The sequence below is a fragment of the Arcticibacter tournemirensis genome (assembly GCF_006716645.1).
Classification (GTDB): domain Bacteria; phylum Bacteroidota; class Bacteroidia; order Sphingobacteriales; family Sphingobacteriaceae; genus Arcticibacter; species Arcticibacter tournemirensis.
Map to the genome: position 1 here is coordinate 4633728 of NZ_VFPL01000001.1, position 18555 is coordinate 4652282.

The 18555-nt window shown below is 42.4% G+C and carries 16 protein-coding genes; 11 read left to right on the top strand and 5 right to left on the bottom strand.

Annotation, left to right across the window (positions count from 1 at the left end):
• Window positions 1-6: 6 nt before the first annotated feature.
• Window positions 7-588: a hypothetical protein gene (locus tag BDE36_RS19285; protein WP_141816170.1), complete on the bottom strand. Its 582-nt coding sequence runs from the start codon at window positions 586-588 to the stop codon at window positions 7-9.
• A 381-nt stretch (window positions 589-969) separates the two neighbouring features.
• On the opposite strand from BDE36_RS19285, the gene BDE36_RS19290 reads away from it, so the two are divergent.
• Entirely contained in the window at window positions 970-2511 is a 1542-nt protein-coding gene (locus BDE36_RS19290) for an IS1182 family transposase (RefSeq protein ID WP_141813451.1), read from the top strand.
• A 461-nt stretch (window positions 2512-2972) separates the two neighbouring features.
• Here BDE36_RS19290 and BDE36_RS19295 read toward each other — a convergent pair whose 3' ends face one another.
• Together BDE36_RS19295 and BDE36_RS19300 are read right to left on the bottom strand one after the other, a co-directional pair.
• Window positions 2973-4466: an FAD-dependent oxidoreductase gene (locus BDE36_RS19295; RefSeq protein WP_141816171.1), complete on the bottom strand. Its 1494-nt coding sequence runs from the start codon at window positions 4464-4466 to the stop codon at window positions 2973-2975.
• An 80-nt stretch (window positions 4467-4546) separates the two neighbouring features.
• On the bottom strand, window positions 4547-5773 hold the full coding sequence (locus BDE36_RS19300) for an MFS transporter (protein WP_161987721.1): 1227 nt from the start codon (window positions 5771-5773) through the stop codon (window positions 4547-4549).
• A gap of 185 nt (window positions 5774-5958) precedes the next feature.
• Here BDE36_RS19300 and BDE36_RS19305 point away from each other — a divergent pair, with 185 nt between their 5' ends.
• The 6 genes from BDE36_RS19305 (at window position 5959) to BDE36_RS19330 (ending at window position 12725) form a co-directional block, all read left to right on the top strand.
• Complete coding sequence (locus tag BDE36_RS19305; protein WP_141816173.1) at window positions 5959-7932, top strand: tetratricopeptide repeat-containing sensor histidine kinase; 1974 nt, start codon at window positions 5959-5961, stop codon at window positions 7930-7932.
• A 118-nt stretch (window positions 7933-8050) separates the two neighbouring features.
• Window positions 8051-9385 carry a cytochrome ubiquinol oxidase subunit I gene (locus BDE36_RS19310; protein WP_141816174.1) on the top strand — a complete coding sequence of 445 codons (1335 nt, stop codon included), beginning with the start codon at window positions 8051-8053 and terminating at the stop codon, window positions 9383-9385.
• Window positions 9386-9389: 4 nt separating this feature from the next.
• Window positions 9390-10421: a cytochrome d ubiquinol oxidase subunit II gene (locus BDE36_RS19315; RefSeq protein ID WP_141816175.1), complete on the top strand. Its 1032-nt coding sequence runs from the start codon at window positions 9390-9392 to the stop codon at window positions 10419-10421.
• A 126-nt stretch (window positions 10422-10547) separates the two neighbouring features.
• Entirely contained in the window at window positions 10548-11354 is an 807-nt protein-coding gene (gene epsC / locus BDE36_RS19320; RefSeq protein WP_141816176.1) for a serine O-acetyltransferase EpsC, read from the top strand.
• A gap of 9 nt (window positions 11355-11363) precedes the next feature.
• Window positions 11364-12236, top strand: a complete 873-nt coding sequence (gene cysM, locus BDE36_RS19325; protein ID WP_128768428.1) for a cysteine synthase CysM — start codon at window positions 11364-11366, stop codon at window positions 12234-12236.
• Window positions 12237-12287: 51 nt separating this feature from the next.
• Window positions 12288-12725 (top strand): hypothetical protein, encoded by a 438-nt coding sequence (locus BDE36_RS19330; RefSeq protein ID WP_128768429.1) that lies wholly within the window; start codon window positions 12288-12290, stop codon window positions 12723-12725.
• A gap of 32 nt (window positions 12726-12757) precedes the next feature.
• Here BDE36_RS19330 and BDE36_RS19335 read toward each other — a convergent pair whose 3' ends face one another.
• Entirely contained in the window at window positions 12758-13786 is a 1029-nt protein-coding gene (locus tag BDE36_RS19335; protein ID WP_128768430.1) for a threonine aldolase family protein, read from the bottom strand.
• A 131-nt stretch (window positions 13787-13917) separates the two neighbouring features.
• Here BDE36_RS19335 and BDE36_RS19340 point away from each other — a divergent pair, with 131 nt between their 5' ends.
• Window positions 13918-14772, top strand: a complete 855-nt coding sequence (locus tag BDE36_RS19340) for an N-acetylglucosamine kinase (RefSeq protein WP_128768431.1) — start codon at window positions 13918-13920, stop codon at window positions 14770-14772.
• 58 nt (window positions 14773-14830) lie between these two features.
• Here BDE36_RS19340 and BDE36_RS19345 read toward each other — a convergent pair whose 3' ends face one another.
• Window positions 14831-15529, bottom strand: coding sequence for an NUDIX hydrolase (locus BDE36_RS19345; protein WP_128768432.1), 699 nt, complete (start codon window positions 15527-15529; stop codon window positions 14831-14833).
• Between the two features lie 108 nt (window positions 15530-15637).
• Here BDE36_RS19345 and pfkA point away from each other — a divergent pair, with 108 nt between their 5' ends.
• From pfkA to gap, 3 genes are read left to right on the top strand one after another with little or no spacing between them, the layout of a single operon-like run.
• The gene (gene pfkA, locus BDE36_RS19350) at window positions 15638-16621 is read left to right on the top strand and encodes a 6-phosphofructokinase (protein ID WP_128768433.1); all 984 of its coding nucleotides are present in this window, start codon (window positions 15638-15640) and stop codon (window positions 16619-16621) included.
• Between the two features lie 8 nt (window positions 16622-16629).
• Window positions 16630-17478: a hypothetical protein gene (locus tag BDE36_RS19355; protein WP_128768434.1), complete on the top strand. Its 849-nt coding sequence runs from the start codon at window positions 16630-16632 to the stop codon at window positions 17476-17478.
• Between the two features lie 5 nt (window positions 17479-17483).
• The gene (gene gap, locus BDE36_RS19360; RefSeq protein WP_128768435.1) at window positions 17484-18479 is read left to right on the top strand and encodes a type I glyceraldehyde-3-phosphate dehydrogenase; all 996 of its coding nucleotides are present in this window, start codon (window positions 17484-17486) and stop codon (window positions 18477-18479) included.
• Window positions 18480-18555 lie beyond the last annotated feature (76 nt).

Consider the following 18555-nt stretch of genomic DNA (forward strand, 5'->3'; position numbering starts at 1 on the left):
TACTATTTAATTCATTTTTTCAACAAGCAACAGTCGACCGTCTACGATATCCGTGACGGTTACAAACTCGCCGCTCTTCAAAGATTCGCCTAAAGTAACAGCATCTAGTTCCCTGATATTGCCCTGCAGCCGTATGTGTACTTTGCCAATTCCGGTTTTCCGTGGAGGAATAGTAAGATAAACTTCAGCAGTCTTGCGAACCGCGTTTCGAAGATCCATGCTGCCGTCCTGAGCCATACCGGTAAGCCAGAAGAAAAGATACATTACAATGGCGACCAGAACCAGTCCGATTGCAGCTGCGGTAACGACAAGTAAGAGTTGATTCGTAATGGTACTTTTCAGGGCAATTACCGACCAGCCAAAGCCAAGAAAAAAGTTTATAAAATTACGGAAAGTGAACAGCTGGAAGGGCGCCCCGTCCCCCGAACTACTGTCCAAATCGCCGTCAAAATCAGCGTTCAAATCACTATTGCTGTCCATTCCTGCAAAAGTGAGGATCAATTCTATAATAAATATTACAGTAACGGGAATGGTTATTAGCCAAATTATCTTATCAAATAATGATAATGCAGACCACCAGTCAGACATGTTAGGTTTTTTTCTGCTAATGTAATATTTTTTCAATTACATAGTGGAAAAGTTGTAAGTAATAAGTTTGGCATGGATAGGTGGTAAAACAATTGCAAAAGGCCGTCTATTAACGCTGTAAGTAGTATTATTGATGACTTTATAACTATTTGCATACCCCATCGCCAAAAGATATCAAATAATTGTTATAACATTTAAAATAATTGTAACCCTATACGCAAAGAATAGTATAAGGATAGTGTAAGGGGTTTTGAATAGTGTAGAGGGATTTGTTAAAGTAGGTAAAGATAAGGAAGGGTAATGGTTTGGTTGGATGAGGGTGTCCAAAAAGTAAGGACACCCTTTTTTGTTTTCCCATTAATTCGTAAATTAATGGTGCTAATGAAAACAAGATCAAATGTACATTTTAAGGCGTTAACCTCGCAGCAGGTTGTGCTTTTTCCCTCGAACATAGGGGATCGGATTCCATCAGATCATCCTGTCCGTATTGTTAACCAAGTTGTTGAATCACTTAATATCGATGATATTCTTTCAGGATATAAAGGCGGCGGTACCAGCAGCTTTCATCCCAGAATGCTAATTAAAGTACTTTTCTACAGTTACTTCTGTAATATTTATTCTTGTCGAAAGATGGCTCAGGCCCTGCAGGAAAATATCCACTTCATGTGGCTATCAGGCAACAGTACCCCTGATTTCCGCACTATTAACGATTTTCGTGGTAAGCGGTTAAAGGATAAGATCCAGCATCTGTTTGCAGAACTGGTCCGTTTGATGGCTGATCTTGGCTATGTCAGTCTTGATATCCAGTATGTGGACGGCACCAAGCTGGAATCGGCTTCGAACCGGTATACCTTTGTATGGAAAGGCTCTACAGAGAAGAATAAAGCAAAGCTGGAAGAAAAAATAACCGGAGTACTTGGGGATATAGATAGGTCTATAAAGCATGATAAAGCGGAACTGGCCTCACCGGAAAAGCCAGGCGTTCCTGTAAGTTCAACGGAACTTAAGAACAGGATAGATGAACTGAACGGTCGTTTGGCAGAGCTGAACAAGCAACAAAAAAAAGAGGTTAAGAAGCTTGAAAAAGATGCACTTCCCCGACTTGAGAAATATGAAGCGCAACTGGAAACTTTAGGCACACGCAACAGCTACAGCAAGACCGATCAGGATGCTACTTTCATGCGGATGAAGGAAGACCATATGAAAAACGGCCAGCTTAAACCGGCTTATAATACCCAGATTAGTACCGAGAATCAGTTTATTACCAACTTTTCCATTCACCAGCGTGCCGGAGATACTGCCACTTTGACCCTCCACCTGGAGCAGTTCAAAGCACATTACAATAAACAATCAAAGAAAGTAGTGGCAGACTCAGGGTATGGAAGCGAGCAGAACTACCAGTGGATGGAGGATAATGATATTGAGGCTTTTATCAAGTACAATTACTTTCATAAAGAACAAAAACGCAGCTTTAAAAAGAATATATATCATGCCTCAAACCTGCCCTACGATGTGCAAGGGGATTACTTTATATGTCCGGCAGGCAAACGTATGATCAAAATGGAGGAATCTGAGCGCATCTCAGAGCTGGGGTATAAATCTAAGGTGAGCTGTTACAAAACAGAGAGCTGCCAGGGCTGTCCGCTCAGGAAAATGTGTTATAAAGGCGATGAAGACCGTAAAATTGAGGTCAACCATGCCTTAAGGGCCTTTAAGGAGAAAGTGAAGCAAAAGCTGTTAAGTGAAGAAGGTGTTAGGCTCAGAAAGAACAGAGCGATAGAACCAGAAGCTGTATTTGGTCAACTAAAAAGCAATAACAGGTTCAATCGATTCAGACTACGTACACTCCCTAAAGTAAATATCGAGTTCGGACTGGCCGCCATAGCACATAACTTAAGGAAAATGGCAGCAAAAGCTGCTTAAAAAGCCTAAATTGACGCGATTCATCATGATAACACAATGTCTATACGATCTAATGCAGCAATTAACTGCATTAAACATAAAGTGAAAAGCTATTTCATAAGAATCTGAAAAACTCCTACTCTCTTGTAAAAGGAAAGAGGGTGCCTTTTTGGACACCCCCTTTTTATTACCCGCCTTTTCTAAACAGCGTTTCTTTGAATTTCTTAAATTTTGACATATCACCGCCGGTGCTGAATAACCCAAATAATTCAAGTCCGACGCCCGTACCCATTAACAGCCGTAAATAAAGTCAGGAAGATCAGCTAAGTAATGCTTTGCTATCAATGCGGTTGAAACTAACAACATACCTGCGCCTAGCATTTTGCCCGGTTTTCTCATATTGTCCTTCAGGATTAATTAAATAAAGAGCAATTATAGCACATATTTTCAATACTGCTACTTATCCGCTATAGTATGCTGTATCAAATGACCACTTTTTTCAGTGGATTGATTGCGGGGCCCTCCAGCACGTCGCCATGTTTAGAAAAGCGGCTTCCATGGCATGGGCAGTCCCAGGATTGTTCGGCGGTATTCCAGTGAACCACACAACCCATGTGCGGGCAGATAGCAGTGACTATATGTAGCTCGCCATCCCCGTCGCGATGAACGGCATATTTTGAACCCTCGAGCTCCATTATCTTCCCCTCATAGGTTCTTACTTCGGCAAAGCTGTCGGCATCTGTGGTCAGGAGATCCTTAACCATTTCATATGCCACGTTCGCATTTTCTTTAATGAAGTTAGATGCCGATGCGAGAAGCGTGATACGGGATGCATCATAGGTTTTGCTCCACTTGTTTGGCTTTTCTAAAATGCTATCACTGATAATCATAGCAGCGAGCGTTCCGTAGACTAAACCATCGGCACCAAACCCGGTAGCTATATACGTTTTTGAATCGCCCGAACTCAGGCCAATATAGGGGATACTATCAGCAGGTTTATACTGCTGTGCTGACCATCGGTACACAACATCGCCCACATCAAATCGCTTTCTTAAAAACGCTTCAAGCTTATGATAACACTCAAGGTTTTCTTCCTTCTGTCCAACCTTATGCATTTCACCAAGAACCATAATAATCTTCCCATGAGGTGAATCGTAAGTCCGCACGGAATAATGCTCTGTTTCCTGCATTTCCCAGTAAATTCCTGCCTCAGGATACGATCCAGTAGCTATAGCAGCAACAGCATACTCGCGGTATGGCCCCATAGAAGCATGTACCATATAAAGTCCCTTAGGAGTGTGAGTTGCCATGATCACTTTGGGGGCAGTCACTTTTCCATGCTCTGTTTCGACGGTACAAGTCTCTCCTTCTTCCACTTTCACTACCCTGCTATGCTCGAAAATGCGGCAGGATTCCGAGTCAATTTTTGAAGCCAGAGAAACTACATATTTTAAAGGGTTAAACTGCGCCTGGTTAGGGACAGCAAAACCATCTTTGACGGGTGAAGTATATGGAACATGAGACGAGACGGTCAGTCCGGCTACCGCAGCCGCGGTCCTTTCGTCGTTTATAAACGACTGGCGCTGCCCTTCTACGGAAAACAGATTCCAGGAAACTCTTTTAAAATCACATTCGATATCATTTACAGCTATGATCTCTTCAATAAGATCAACGGCGGCGGCCCTTGATTCAACAACCTCTATTAATTTAGCTTCATTAAACTTAGAAGATATCGAATGCAGACCCTCTCCTCCTACTGAGGCATATAAGTTTCCGGTCGAAAAACCAGTAGAGCTTTGTCCAACTTTATTTGACTCAAGCACGACAACCGACTTCCCGGCTATTGATAGTAAATATGCAGCAGTGATCCCGGTGATGCCACCGCCAATAATTACCACATCCGCGCTAATGTCGCCGCTTAATTGGGGAAATGCAGGAGAATGTACTTCGTCCCGCCATACTGAAGGGTTTTCCATAAAATATTCAAGGTAGTTTTAATGATAATTAAAAAACTGCGGCTAAAGTTTTAATTTTTTACTATTAGTCTTAAGCTGTTTTACCGGGCAGCATGACGGGTACTTTTCCCAACGACTGTTAAAAGGGACACACCACAAAACGCGAGAATACTTAATGAAAGGACGAATGCAGTCCAGCCCCAGTGATGCATTATAATTCCGGTAACAGTGCCTAGTATACTAGACCCCAAATAGTAAAAAAGCAGATAGATTGAAATGCTCGTTGAGCGTTCAAAGGGGATGTACTGGGCCACGACGCGACTAGCTATAGCGTGAGCTCCAAAAAAAGCGAATGTAAAAACACCAAGTCCCGCGGCAACAAGAAGAATATTACCCGGAAGTAGAAAAAACAAGGCAAAAAGCATTAAAACGAGCATGAATATCAGTGTTTTTTGAACCCCATGGCGATCAGACAATACACCACCGGCCATCGAGCCGATACTTCCCAATATGTACATCAGATAAATTGAAGCGATGACTTCATGAGGCAGATCGAATGGATGATTTTCAAGGCGGAAACCCAGATAGTTGTATATGCTTACAAAACATCCGAGCAGTATTGCACCCAGTAAGAACATAGACAATAAAGGGACCGCACTCAGATGTCGCTTCATCTCCTTAATTTTATCACCGGCATTGATCTTAACTGGCCTGAAATGGAGTGATTCAGGTGCTGTCCATGCGAACAGCAAGCCGCAACCCAGGCAGAATATTCCAACAGTACAAGCTGCCCATTCCCAATCCAGCCAGCCCGTGAGTAAGGTTGTGACAATACGTCCGCTCATACCACCGACAGCATTGCCTGCAATATTCATGCTCGTAACGGTACCCAGAACTCCAGGATGCACTTCTTCGGCAATATAGGCAACTACTACAGATGCCGATCCGGCAAGTAAGATCCCTTTTACTGTATTTATTGATATAAGGACCCAGAAATATCCGGCGAACGAGGAGAGGATTGTGAGGACTGAAGAGCTGATTAAGGCTATGCTGATCAACTTTTTTCTCGAAATGCGATCAGCAAAGAAAATTCCGCTGAAAAGTCCTACGGCCATTCCCATGGTTGAAAATGATACAGCGAAGCTGCTTTCGGCAGGATTTATGTGAAACTGTCTGGCAAGCTCAGGCATGATCGGCTGGAACAGATACAGTTGTGCGAAACAGGACAATCCGGCAAGAAAGATACAAAGACCTATTTGTTTAACGTTTTTCCGATCATCCCCCTCATTAACATTGCTTGTACGCACCTCGCTGTGCTCATATTCCATGCGACAAAATTGTAAGGGTTTGATGAATAAACCTAACGACATTTAATTTATTACCGGGAAATTACGAACTTTCTTTTTTGAGCAGGCAATTCATAGTATTATTACAAATATTTCGCATGCTCGGCGTAACCTCCTATCTTTAACAGATTTTATGCTGTTGTCATAAAAGCATTACTGTGGTTTAAATGCTGTTTTACAGGTTAATTCTTTTTTTCACTTTACTGACCCAAACATTACTCAGTTACTGCTGGCGGAATGATCAACATCCTGAACGTTCAGCTAAAAAAAACTTTACCGTTAGCGAATATGAGGCATTAGTAAAACAGTATCGCTACAATAAGCCCGACTCTGCATTGTATTATGCAGAGAAAGCTATTGCCCTGGCGGAAAGGGAGAAAGACAGTGTCGGCCTGGCAACAATGCTTAATCAGCTGGGCATGATCGGCGATAACTTTGGGAAGTTCGAAGAATCAAGGCAAAACTATCTCAGAGCCGCAGCTATTTACAGAGCACTAAGATCCAAAAAAGGCGAAGCAACCGAAACGGTGCGGCTGGGCGTAGTGGAACTAAGGAAAGGTAACTATGACGAGGCCATAGGATACTTTCTGAAAGCAATGGAATTAAGCGAGCAGATAAACGACCGGGCGGGTATTATGGAGGCGAATATTACTCTCGGTGAAGTTTATATCGCCCGAAAACAATATGATACTGCGTTAAGATATTTAAAATCGGCTGAAAAGCTCGACAAGACCTTACCGTTCTCGAGCCTCTCATTAAACCTCTGCAGCAACTTCGGAATTGTTTACAGGGAGAAAGGCGATTTCAAGCTTGCAAAGGCTTACATTCAAAAAGGAATAAACCTGAGCAACAAGCCGCAGCTCTGGGGGCTTCATATTACGTTAATTAATAATCTTGCTTCAGTGTATGCGAAAGCCGGATTCAGGGAAAAATCAATAAGCCTTCAGAAAACGGCTTTGGAAAAATCAAGGGAGATTCAGAACTATATCCGCGAGCTGCAGACGTTAACCACCCTGGCAGACACCTATGGCAACGACAACATTGATTACTGCTTGTTTTACTTAAAGCAGGCGCTTGCTCTTGCCGAAGAGAAAGGAGCAATTAAACAGAAGATCGATATCCTGCAAAGGCTGGGTGATGTGTACAAATACCTGAAGAACTATAAAGAGGCGCTGAAAATGAAAGAGCAGGAACACGCTCTGGCTGACAGTTTTTTTTATAGGGATATGTCTAAACAGATCGCTAACTTACAGTCGGAGTATGAGCTGAATAAGTCGAAAGCAAGAGTTCAGGAACTGAAATATGAGAACAACCGGCAGGCTCTTGAAAGAAAAATCATTCTTTTCATAACCGCTGGAATTGCCATTCTACTTCTGGTCGTCGCTTTCCATTACTTTAGAACAAAGGAGCTTAACCGGCTTCTAAACAGAGCCAACGCAGAGTTAAAAGACTCGAACACCGTAAAAGACAAACTATTTTCTATTCTCGCACATGATCTGCGGCAACCTATCGCATCCGTAATCAACTTTTTGTACATTATCGATGATGACTCTCTGACGCCAGATGAAAAACATGATGTCATCAACAAATTGATTGTTAATAGCAATGCCTCTCTTGATACGTTAAACCAATTGCTTAAATGGGGGGAAATGCAGATAAAAGGAGTTGTGATTAATCCGGTAGTATTCTGCCCTAAAGAGATCATAGAAAGAAATGTCAACCTTCTTTCGGCCGCCGCAGATAGCAAGTCAATTCATATTGATAATACCGTTACTGATACTATCAGAATATACTGCGATGCCGACCACTTTGACTTTACGATCAGGAATCTATTGTCGAACGCTATTAAATTCACCCCAAATGGTGGCAGAGTGTTTATCACTGCGGAACGAAAATCGGAAACTACTGTAAAATTCTCGGTAAAAGATACCGGCGTAGGCATCAGCAACGATCGGCTTGACAGCATCTTTAAAATAAACAATATCAGTACCCAAGGTACCAACAACGAAAAAGGCACGAGTCTGGGTCTTGCAATGTGCAAGGAGTTTATCGAGGCTAATAACGGCACGATAGAGGTAGTAAGCGAAAAAAACAGAGGATCTGAGTTTATCTTGTACATTAAAGCTAGCTCTGAAGGATAATATACAGCGATTGATAATGATCGTTTAATTATCTAATATTGTGCAGTCAAATGTCGTCGCATCCAGGCAGCCAACTGTTCCAGATACAACGGCCTAAGCGTCAAACCTTCTTTGAGATATGAACGACTTTATAGCAGCACGGTCACAGATGGCCCTTTCTCTCGGTTTCCACATTATTTTTTCATGTATCGGTATGGTAATGCCTTTTTTTATGGCTGTATCGCATTACTACTGGCTTAAAACAAATAATGTAGTCTACAAAAACATCACAAAAGCATGGAGCAAGGGCGTTGCTATTTTTTTTGCAACAGGCGCTGTTTCGGGAACCGTATTATCATTCGAGCTCGGCCTGCTCTGGCCAACGTTCATGTTGCATGCCGGACCTATTTTTGGCATGCCGTTTTCCCTTGAGGGTACTGCGTTTTTTATTGAAGCTATCGCCCTGGGCTTCTTTCTTTATGGGTGGAACAAATTCAATCCATGGTTTCACTGGGTAACTGGCGTGGTAGTGGGCATTAGCGGACTCGTATCCGGCATCCTTGTAGTAGCGGCAAACGGCTGGATGAACAGTCCCTCAGGTTTCGATTACGTAGATGGTAAATATATCAATATAGATCCTGTTAAAGCCATGTTCAATGATGCCTGGTTTTCGCAGGCCTTGCATATGAGCATTGCCGCATTTGTCGCAACTGGCTTTGCGGTGGCAGGCGTACATGCTTTTATGATATTGAAAGGGAAGAATGTTCTTTTTCATGCTAAGGCATTTAAAATAGCAGCGGTATTTGGTTGTATTGCGGCCGTACTCCAGCCCTTGAGTGGCGACATATCCGCCAAGGATGTAGCAGAACGCCAGCCGGCCAAGCTTGCAGCAATGGAAGCCCACTTTCATACCGGAAAATCGGTGCCTCTTATTGTCGGGGGCATACCAGACGTCAAAGAAAAAAAAGTCGATTACGCTATAAAAATACCAGGACTCCTGAGTTTTATGGTGGCTGGCGACCTGAATGCTGAGGTAAAAGGTTTAGACAGCATTCCACCTGAAGATCATCCGCCTGTAGCGATCACACACTACGCATTTCAGATCATGGTTGGAATAGGAATGCTGTTGCTGTTCGTTGCGGTCTTATATTTCATAGCCCTTTGGAAGAAAAAGATCTGGCTGGAAAGAAGATGGCTACTTATACTTTTTGCTGCTGTTACTCCGCTTGGCTTTATAGCTGTTGAGGCTGGCTGGACTGTAACCGAGGTGGGCAGGCAACCATGGATCATACAGGGAATTATGCGGACTGCCGACGCCGTGACACCAATGCCCGGTATCGTATATTCCTTTTATATCTTCACCGGTGTTTATATTTCTCTGGCTATCATTGTTGTATTTATGCTGTACCGTCAGATAAAGATGGTCGACAAAATATACGATATTCCTTCAAACTCAGATCAATTGAAAGGCTAATATTATGTTGTACGTCGTAATTATTTATCTCTGGGCTGCTATCTTATTATATCTTCTTTTAGGAGGCGCCGATTTTGGAGCAGGAATTATTGAGCTTTTCACTTCACCGAAGAACCGAAAACGTACCCGAAAGGTTATGTACAAGGCGATTGGGCCGGTATGGGAGGCTAACCATATGTGGCTGATCATTACAATCGTAATCCTGTTTGTGGGCTTCCCCGAAATCTATTCGACGATGTCTGTATATCTGCATATACCGCTTGTAATTATGTTAATGGGTATAATTGCCAGGGGCACAGCATTTACGTTCAGACACTACGATGCAGTGGTAGACGATATGCAGGTTTTATACAACCGGATTTTCGTCTATTCCAGCTTTGTGACACCTCTTTTTCTTGGGATCATTGCAGGAACTGCTGTATCAGGAAAAATAGACCCTCACGCATCAACATTTCTCCCGGCGTATATCTATAGCTGGCTTCATTGGTTTTCAATATCCGTAGGTCTTTTTACAGTAGCAATCTGCGGATTTCTTGCGGCCATTTATCTTATTGGCGAGGCAGAGAACGAACCGGACAGACTGCGGTTTATTCGAAAAGCAAAGCAAATGAACGTCGCTGCAGTATTATCCGGCGGACTGGTTTTCATCACAGCCTACCTGGAGAAAATTCCTTTAATTGAATGGATTTTTGGTAATGCAGCGGGGCTTTCAGCCATTATTGCTGCTACCCTCTCCCTTGTACTCTTATGGTATTTATTAGCCAGGGGGAAGACCCGGGTGCTTCGACTGCTCGCAGGCTTCCAGGTTACTATGATCCTGTTCGCTACAACGGTGAGGCACTTTCCCAACATCGTAATGCTAAAAAACAATGCTTATCTTTCCCTGCTGGAACACAGCGGGCATGAAAAAGCGATCAATATGCTGGGCATGGCATTGTTACTGGGAAGTATCTTTATCCTGCCGGCTCTTTTTTATCTAATCTATAGCTTTCAGAAAAAAGATCCTGAAAAACTGCGGCCGTCCGCCAAGGGGTAACGAATTCGATATGTTCTGGCAAACTGAAGCATATGCGTGATTAACAGCTTTTTTTACAAATAAACAATATTCTTTTTCCTAACATTGCAACAAATAATACTTGTTTCGGAAAGAGAAGAATGTGGCATGAATAAAGACTTCTATAAACATATTTTTGATAAACATCAGGACATAGAGGCGGTTCCCTCGAACAAAGAGATCGCAACATGGGCTCTGGGACTTATTCGTCTTTTATTTCCCGAACAGTCAAAACGCCTGTTTCATTCGGTAAAGGAGATTGAAGACGAGCTGGAATCGTCTGAAGTTCAGTTGAGGAAGATCATGGATTCTACAGGCGCGTGTCACAATTGTGACAACAAAGAGAAAGCTGCCAAATTCTTCAACGATATTCCTGAACTGTATCGGCTGTTAAATACGGATGTAGCTGCAATTCTTGATGGGGACCCCGCTGCAAAGAGCGAATTTGAGGTAATAAGGGCTTATCCGGGCTTTTATGCTATTTCCTTTTATAGAGTGGCAAACGCTTTATTTCTTTTGGAGATACCACTGCTTCCGCGCATTCTCACAGAATATGCCCATTCGAAAACGGGCATCGACATTCACCCTGGCGCGCAAATAAGTGAGTACTTGTACATAGATCATGGTACCGGCATTGTAATAGGAGAAACGGCACAGATAGGGCATCATGTCAAGTTATATCAGGGAGTAACGTTGGGGGCACTAAGTGTAGAAAAGAGTATGGCCTCTGTTAAGAGGCATCCCACCGTTGGAGATCACGTGGTAATCTATTCAGGGGCGACGATTTTAGGGGGAGATACAGAAATAGGCAGCCATAGTATTATTGGCGGTAACGTATGGTTAACAAAAAGCGTTCCTGCAGGTTCTGTTGTATATCATGAGTCGCAGATTAAAGTACTCGAACGCAAATTTTAATTTAGAAAGATGGCTGGAATAATTAACCTTGTTGGAAATACGCCCCTGGCGGAAATCACAAAGCTTCACACTAATAGAAATGTAAAGATATACGCAAAACTAGAGGGAAATAACCCTGGTGGAAGCGTTAAAGACAGGGCTGCTCTGTTTATGATAAAAAGGGCTATTGAGCGCGGCGAAATTAAGCCAGGAACTAAACTGATTGAAGCGACGAGCGGAAATACCGGTATTGCATTAGCAATGATGGCGCGCTTGTTCGATCTGGAAATTGAGCTGGTTATGCCTTCCAACTCCACGCGGGAAAGAACTCTTACCATGGAAGCCTTTGGCGCTAAAGTAATCCTCATGGATAACATGGAGATATGCCGTGACTATGCTGAAGAAAAAGGCGCAGGCTCCGGCTATTTTCTTCTCAATCAATTTTCAAACCCGGATAATTACATTGCTCATTATAATACAACGGGGCCAGAGATCTGGCGTGATACAGAAGGCTCTGTTACGCACTTCGTGAGTGCTATGGGCACAACCGGCACTATTATGGGCACTTCTATGTTTTTGAAAGAGCAGAATCCAGATATACAAATAGTTGGATGCCAGCCTACAGAAGAGTCGTCAATACCCGGGATTCGCCGTTGGCCGGCAGCATATCTGCCTAAAATATTTGATGCCAGCAGAGTAGACTCGGTAATTGATATTTCGCAGAAGGACGCAACAGACATGACGCGGAAACTCGCTAAAATGGAAGGCATCTTTGCAGGGATGAGCAGCGGCGGCGCAGCTTATGCTGCATTACAAGTAGCAGAAAAACTTGAATCGGGTGTTATTGTCTTTATTGTTTGCGATCGTGGCGACCGATACCTGAGCAGCGACCTGTTCGGCTAGAAATAACAGTAATGCAAACAATTTAAGTAGATATTTCTTTTTATTCTACTTATGAAATTATTATCAGCTATTGGAGGTGGCCTTGCTGGAGCCATTGCAGTCACCCTGATTCATGAAATCGTTAAAAGAGTAGAGTCTGACGCGCCCAGAATGGACCTTCTGGGGATGGACGCGTTGTCGAAGATCCTTAAACATTCCGACCAGCCAGTGCCCGAAAGCGACACCTTGTTTAAGGCAACGCTTGCAGGTGATATAATCAGCAATGCGGCTTATTATAGTTTCGCGGTTGCATCAAACAAAAAAATATGGACACGCGGATCGTTGCTTGGCCTTGCAGCAGGTATAGGAGCCGTCGTATTACCAAAATATCTGGGTTTGAATCCTGTATACAGCAACAAAACCGCTAAAACTAAAGTTATTACCACCTCTCTTTATCTTGCAGGTGGCATTATTGCATCTGCCGTTGCAAAATCACTTGATTCTAAGTAGTAAGTTATAACTTACTACTTTTAACTTTCAACTCAGAGAGTGCGGGCCAGGTTCTTTAGTACATCTGCTGTATGATGTATCATCGTTTCGTTAACATCGAGATGGGTTACAAAGCGTATGGACTGGTGGCCGAATTTGCTACAGAGTATACCTTTTGCAGCCATTCGTTCTGTGAAAGAATCGGCTTCTATATCGTCGGTGAGCTTAAATATTACAATATTTGTTTCTACGGTTAAAACGCTGGCAACAAACGGCAGCCCCGTTAGAACATCGCTGATCACCTTAGCGTGGTAGTGATCCAGCCTGAGGCGTTCAATGTGATTATCAAGGGCATAAATTCCAGCCGCTGCAAGATAGCCAACCTGTCGCATCCCTCCTCCGAGCACTTTACGGATGCGCTTCGCCTTCTGTATGGTTTCAAGGCTTCCCAAAAGGACAGAACCTGCCGGCGCACCAAGTCCTTTTGAAAGGCAAACAGACATGCTGTCGAATAAACGCCCGTAATCCTTTGGCGCATCGCCGGTTTCGACTAAAGCATTAAAGATTCTTGCTCCATCAAGGTGCAGACGAAGCTTCTTGAGCCTGCACAGATGATAGATCGGTTCAATATCGTCTATTGTATAGCAGCTTCCTCCCCCTCTGTTTACAGTATTTTCGAGTACGATCAAGGAGGTATGAGGGTAATGAATATCGGCAGGATTAATATGGGGCTCGATCATCTCAGACGATAACCTGCCCCTGTTGCCATGAAGAAGCCTCACGGAAGCACCGGAATTAAATGCAATTCCGCCCCCTTCGTAGCGATATACATGTGATAGCTCGTCGCATATAACTTCGTCCATCGGTTGTGTAAAACACTTTATTGCAATCTGATTTGTCATTGTACCCGATGGACAGAACAAACCGGCTTCCATCCCAAAGATTTCCGCGAGCCTTTCTTCAAGCTTGATAACGGTTTCGTCTTCGCCGAAAACATCATCACCAACTTTTGCTGAAAACATCGCCTCCAGCATCCCTGCGGTAGGCTTTGTAACTGTATCACTTCTAAGGTCTACTATCATATTAACCAGATCTTATTTTAAATATCGGAACAATAAAGAATTTAAAAAAACAAAGTTTTTTATACAATCTTAAAGAATTATTTACTTTTAGCCTTTTATTTGAGGTACTTTAATTTTATTCAGTAATAACCATGATTATCATAGCCGACGGAGGTTCTACAAAGACGAACTGGTGTCTCCTTAATAAGGACAACCAAAAAATTTATTTTAATACAGAAGGGTATAATCCGTACTTTGTTTCAAAAGAATATGTTATTGATTCCCTTAAGAAGAATTTACCCAACGACTTAGATGTTGCAAATATAAAAGAGGTAAATTTTTATGGTGCCGGAGTACATAACGATGAGAAAGTTGCTGTGCTCGAGGAAGCCCTCAGAACAGTCTTTACCAGCAGCTCCATTTTTGTAGGACATGATCTCTTAGCTGCCGCGCGTGCTTTGTTAGGATCCAAATCCGGCTTTGCTGCGATTCTTGGAACAGGCACGAACACCTGTATTTACGATGGAGAAGGAATAGAATATCAGATAGACTCAGCTGCGTACATACTGGGTGACGAAGGAAGTGGCTGCTATATCGGTAAAAAACTTTTAACCGACTATCTGCGCGGATATATGCCCAAGGCCGTTCGTGAAACATTCTGGAATACGTATAAGTTAACACCGGACGATATCCAGGAGAACGTTTACTCTAAGCCACTGGCAAACCGTTTCTGTGCAAGCTTCAGCAAGTTTGTATACGACAACACTGATAATATTGAATATACCCACAACCTTGTTAAAACGTCATTTAACGACTTTTTCAAGAATCTGGTAAGCCACTACCCAAGCTATCAGGATTATGAATTTAACTGTATCGGTTCTGTAGCTTACAACTTCAGAAATGTACTGGAAGAAGTTGCAACTGAATATGGAATGAAAATGGGTACGATTATTCGTTCGCCTATAGACAATCTGGTGAAGTTCCATATTGAACACCCCGGTAAATAGACATCGATCTTTAGCTGTTAGCGATAGGCTTAACGCCTGGCTAACAGCTATTTTTACGTTACTCCTTAATAAAGGAAAGTTCCTTCTGAAATAATTTATTATACTTACGCCTGTCGAATTTATAATAGGTAGCAGCACGATACGAAACACCCTGCTGCTTTTCATCAAGCTCTTTTAAGATCCCATAGTTAAGCATCTTCTTACGAAAATTCCTTTTGTCCAGCTTTTTGTTGAGAATTGCTTCGTATAAGTTTTGAAGCTGGGTAAGGGTAAACTTTTCGGGCAGAAGCTCGAACGCTATCGGCCGGTAGGTGATCTTCCTTTTAATTTTCTGAAGGCTTTTCTCAAAAATCTGGGTATGATCAAAAGCAAGCTTAGGTAAATCGGATACCGGATGCCAGAATGCTTTTTTTACGAATGGAGAAGTGGGCTTTAAATCCTTCTTTCCGTTAAGTTGTATCATTGCATAGTAGGCTACCGTTATGAGCCGTCCTTGCGGATGCCTGTCTACATCGCCGAAGGTATAAAACTGCTCCAGGAATATATCTCTTAAACCGGTGAAGGTGTAAAGTATCCGCTTTGCCGCTTCTTCAATACTTTCGTCGCGGTCAACGAAATATCCGGGCAAAGCCCACCAATCTTTAAAAGGCGGATCGTTCCGCTCGATTAAAAGAATTTTAAGCACGCCATCCTCGAAACCGAAGATTACACAGTCTATCGAGAAGACCGATTCAAATTTAGGCAGTTCTGGTTCCAAAACAATTTCTATTATGATTGTTGTCACAAAAATGGAAAAAATAATCAAAACTTTCGCTTAGTGTAACACATACACCTTATATTCGCCAATAATTAAAAAAAATCAATAATGGCCAGTATAAAAAAGATCGGTGTTTTTACTTCAGGGGGAGACGCACCAGGCATGAATGCTTGTGTTCGTGCAGTTGTACGTACCGGCATTTATCTTGGAAAACAAGTAGTTGGTATACATCAGGGCTACCAGGGGATGATTGATAAGAAGTTCATTAACATGGACGCCCGCTCGGTAAGGAATATTATTCAATTAGGAGGAACAGTACTTAAAACAGCCAGATGCGCAGAATTCAGAACTCCTGAAGGCCGCGAGAAGGCATATAAAAATCTCGTTGAAGAAGGGATTGATGCTCTTGTACCAATCGGTGGTGATGGAACGTTCACAGGGGCTGAGTTTCTTTCGAGAGAGTTCGGTATTCCTGTAATTTGTGTTCCGGGAACGATTGATAACGACCTTTATGGTTCGGACTTCACTCTTGGCTACGACACTGCTACCAATACAGTAATTGAGGCTATCGACAAAATCAGGGATACAGCAGCGTCACACGACAGGCTTTTCTTTGTTGAAGTTATGGGCCGCGATTCAGGATGTATCGCTCTGCATGCCGGTGTTGCCGGAGGAGCAGAAGCTATTCTTCTTCCTGAAAAAGAAACGGCTATTGACGACCTTATCGTTAAACTCGAAGAAGGAGCATTGAGTAAAAAGAGTTCCTGCATTGTTATTATTGCAGAGGGTGATAAAAACGGCGGCGCTTATAATGTGGCTAAACGAGTGAAGGAGAAGTTTGATTTTTACGATATTAAAGTAACTATCCTCGGACACCTTCAACGCGGCGGTACACCAAGCAGCTTTGACCGGGTGCTGGGTAGCCGTATGGGTTATGCTGCAGTAAAAGCTTTAATTGCCGGTGAAACAAGGAAAATGGTTGGCTTAAAAGGTAACATGATCCAGCTAACCGACCTTGAAGAAGCAATTCATAATCACTCCTTCAAGCTGGAAGAAGACTTATTAGAAATGGCTACGATATTGTCTATTTAGTTATTAATATGATTGCTGTTGTTTATAGCGGATCACGAAATGCAGACTGGAAACTTTCAGATAAGGGAAGGATTGTTTGTGATCTTAAAACAGCAGGAATAAATCCTTTTTTTAATGACGAACGGACGATAACCAGTATTCTTAATAAAAACAATCAGCTGATCAACCATGCCGAAGAAATAAAGCGCATTTATTTTTTCGGAGCAGGGGCTTCTTCTAAGGAACGGCAACAGGTAGTAGCAAACGCCTTCAGTGGTTTCTTCAGAAACAGTAAAATATATATTGCACACGACTTAAAGGCAGCCGCTCTGGCTACCTGCGGCGATTCGCCCGGAATAGTGGGAATATTAGGGAGTGGTGCAAACGCTGCTTATTTTAACGGCAAAAAGATAAAACAGAACAATTTCGGGATGGGTTATATCCTTGCTGATGAAGGCTCTTCAAACTGGCTCGGACGCTCACTTCTCAGAGATTACTTTACTGGAGTATTGCCTAAAGAATTCGAAGATCGGTTTGTTCAAAAATATAATCCCGACAGAAAGCTTATTCTCGACAAGATTTACAAACAAACAAGTCCTGTATTATTTTTAAGTTCGTATACCGACTTTCTAATAGAGAACTTAGATCAGCATTATGTCAGGAATCTTGTTAAAACGGGATTCAAGCTTTACTTCGCAAACTATATTATGCCTCTGGCTGAGAAATATCCCGGACTGCCTCTGCATTTTACAGGACCGGTTGCTGCGGGCTTTCAACAAGCACTAAATGAAACGGCGATTGAAAACAATCTTACGATATCGTCTATTATTAAAAGACCTATTTATAATATATTGAATTATTACACCAATAAAAATTAACAAACATGAAAGTAGGAATTAACGGATTCGGCCGCATTGGTCGCCTGGCATTCAGAGCTGCTGTTGACCGCAGCGATATTGAAATTGTAGGAATTAATGATCTTGTTGAGCCAGAATATATGGCTTACATGCTTAAATACGACTCGACTCATGGTCGATTCAATGGAACTGTTGAAGCAAAAGATGGCAACCTGATTGTAAACGGCAAAACTATCCGCGTTACTGCAGAAAAAGATCCTGCAAACCTTAAATGGAATGAAGTAGGTGCTGAAGTTATTATTGAATCAACTGGTTTATTCTTAACCCAGGAATCAGCAGGAAAACACATCCAGGCTGGTGCTAAGAAAGTAGTTATGTCTGCTCCAGCAAAGGACGATACCCCTACTTTTGTAATGGGCGTAAATCACAAAGAACTGAAAGCTGACCAGGCTATCGTTTCAAACGCTTCTTGTACAACAAACTGCCTTGCTCCTATCGCTAAGGTATTAAACGATAAGTTTGGTATTATCGAAGGCTTAATGAGTACTATTCACGCTGTAACTGCAACTCAGAAAACAGTTGACGGTCCTTCAGCGAAAGACTGGAGAGGCGGACGTGGTGCTTATCAGAACATCATCCCTTCATCAACTGGTGCTGCTAAAGCTGTGGCTCTGGTAATTCCAGCCCTTAAAGGCAAACTTACAGGGATGTCTTTCCGCGTACCTGTTCCTGATGTATCAGTTGTAGATTTAACTGTACGTCTTGAAAAAGCAGCTTCTTATGCAGATGTTAAAGCAGCAATGAAAGAAGCTTCTGAAGGCGAATTAAAAGGCATTTTAGGATATACTGAAGATGACGTAGTATCTCAGGATTTCTTAACTGATGCACGTACTTCTATTTTTGATGCTAAAGCTGGTATCGCACTGAACGATAACTTTGTAAAAGTTGTATCATGGTACGATAACGAATGGGGATACTCTAACAAGTTAATCGACCTTGTTCAATTGATCGGAACACTATAATATTCCATCATAAATAAAAAGAGAGGCCGGAATCTTATGGTTCCGGCCTCTCTTTTTATTTATGTAAGTGTATGTT

What these genes read in the sequence shown, in the direction of transcription:
- BDE36_RS19285 (WP_141816170.1), bottom strand. Translation starts at nt 588, where the DNA reads ATGTCTGACTGGTGGTCTGCATTATCATTATTTGATAAGATAATTTGG.
- BDE36_RS19290 (WP_141813451.1), top strand. Translation starts at nt 970, where the DNA reads ATGAAAACAAGATCAAATGTACATTTTAAGGCGTTAACCTCGCAGCAG.
- BDE36_RS19295 (WP_141816171.1), bottom strand. Translation starts at nt 4,466, where the DNA reads ATGGAAAACCCTTCAGTATGGCGGGACGAAGTACATTCTCCTGCATTT.
- BDE36_RS19300 (WP_161987721.1), bottom strand. Translation starts at nt 5,773, where the DNA reads ATGGAATATGAGCACAGCGAGGTGCGTACAAGCAATGTTAATGAGGGG.
- BDE36_RS19305 (WP_141816173.1), top strand. Translation starts at nt 5,959, where the DNA reads ATGCTGTTTTACAGGTTAATTCTTTTTTTCACTTTACTGACCCAAACA.
- BDE36_RS19310 (WP_141816174.1), top strand. Translation starts at nt 8,051, where the DNA reads ATGAACGACTTTATAGCAGCACGGTCACAGATGGCCCTTTCTCTCGGT.
- BDE36_RS19315 (WP_141816175.1), top strand. Translation starts at nt 9,390, where the DNA reads ATGTTGTACGTCGTAATTATTTATCTCTGGGCTGCTATCTTATTATAT.
- epsC (WP_141816176.1), top strand. Translation starts at nt 10,548, where the DNA reads ATGAATAAAGACTTCTATAAACATATTTTTGATAAACATCAGGACATA.
- cysM (WP_128768428.1), top strand. Translation starts at nt 11,364, where the DNA reads ATGGCTGGAATAATTAACCTTGTTGGAAATACGCCCCTGGCGGAAATC.
- BDE36_RS19330 (WP_128768429.1), top strand. Translation starts at nt 12,288, where the DNA reads ATGAAATTATTATCAGCTATTGGAGGTGGCCTTGCTGGAGCCATTGCA.
- BDE36_RS19335 (WP_128768430.1), bottom strand. Translation starts at nt 13,786, where the DNA reads ATGATAGTAGACCTTAGAAGTGATACAGTTACAAAGCCTACCGCAGGG.
- BDE36_RS19340 (WP_128768431.1), top strand. Translation starts at nt 13,918, where the DNA reads ATGATTATCATAGCCGACGGAGGTTCTACAAAGACGAACTGGTGTCTC.
- pfkA (WP_128768433.1), top strand. Translation starts at nt 15,638, where the DNA reads ATGGCCAGTATAAAAAAGATCGGTGTTTTTACTTCAGGGGGAGACGCA.
- BDE36_RS19355 (WP_128768434.1), top strand. Translation starts at nt 16,630, where the DNA reads ATGATTGCTGTTGTTTATAGCGGATCACGAAATGCAGACTGGAAACTT.
- gap (WP_128768435.1), top strand. Translation starts at nt 17,484, where the DNA reads ATGAAAGTAGGAATTAACGGATTCGGCCGCATTGGTCGCCTGGCATTC.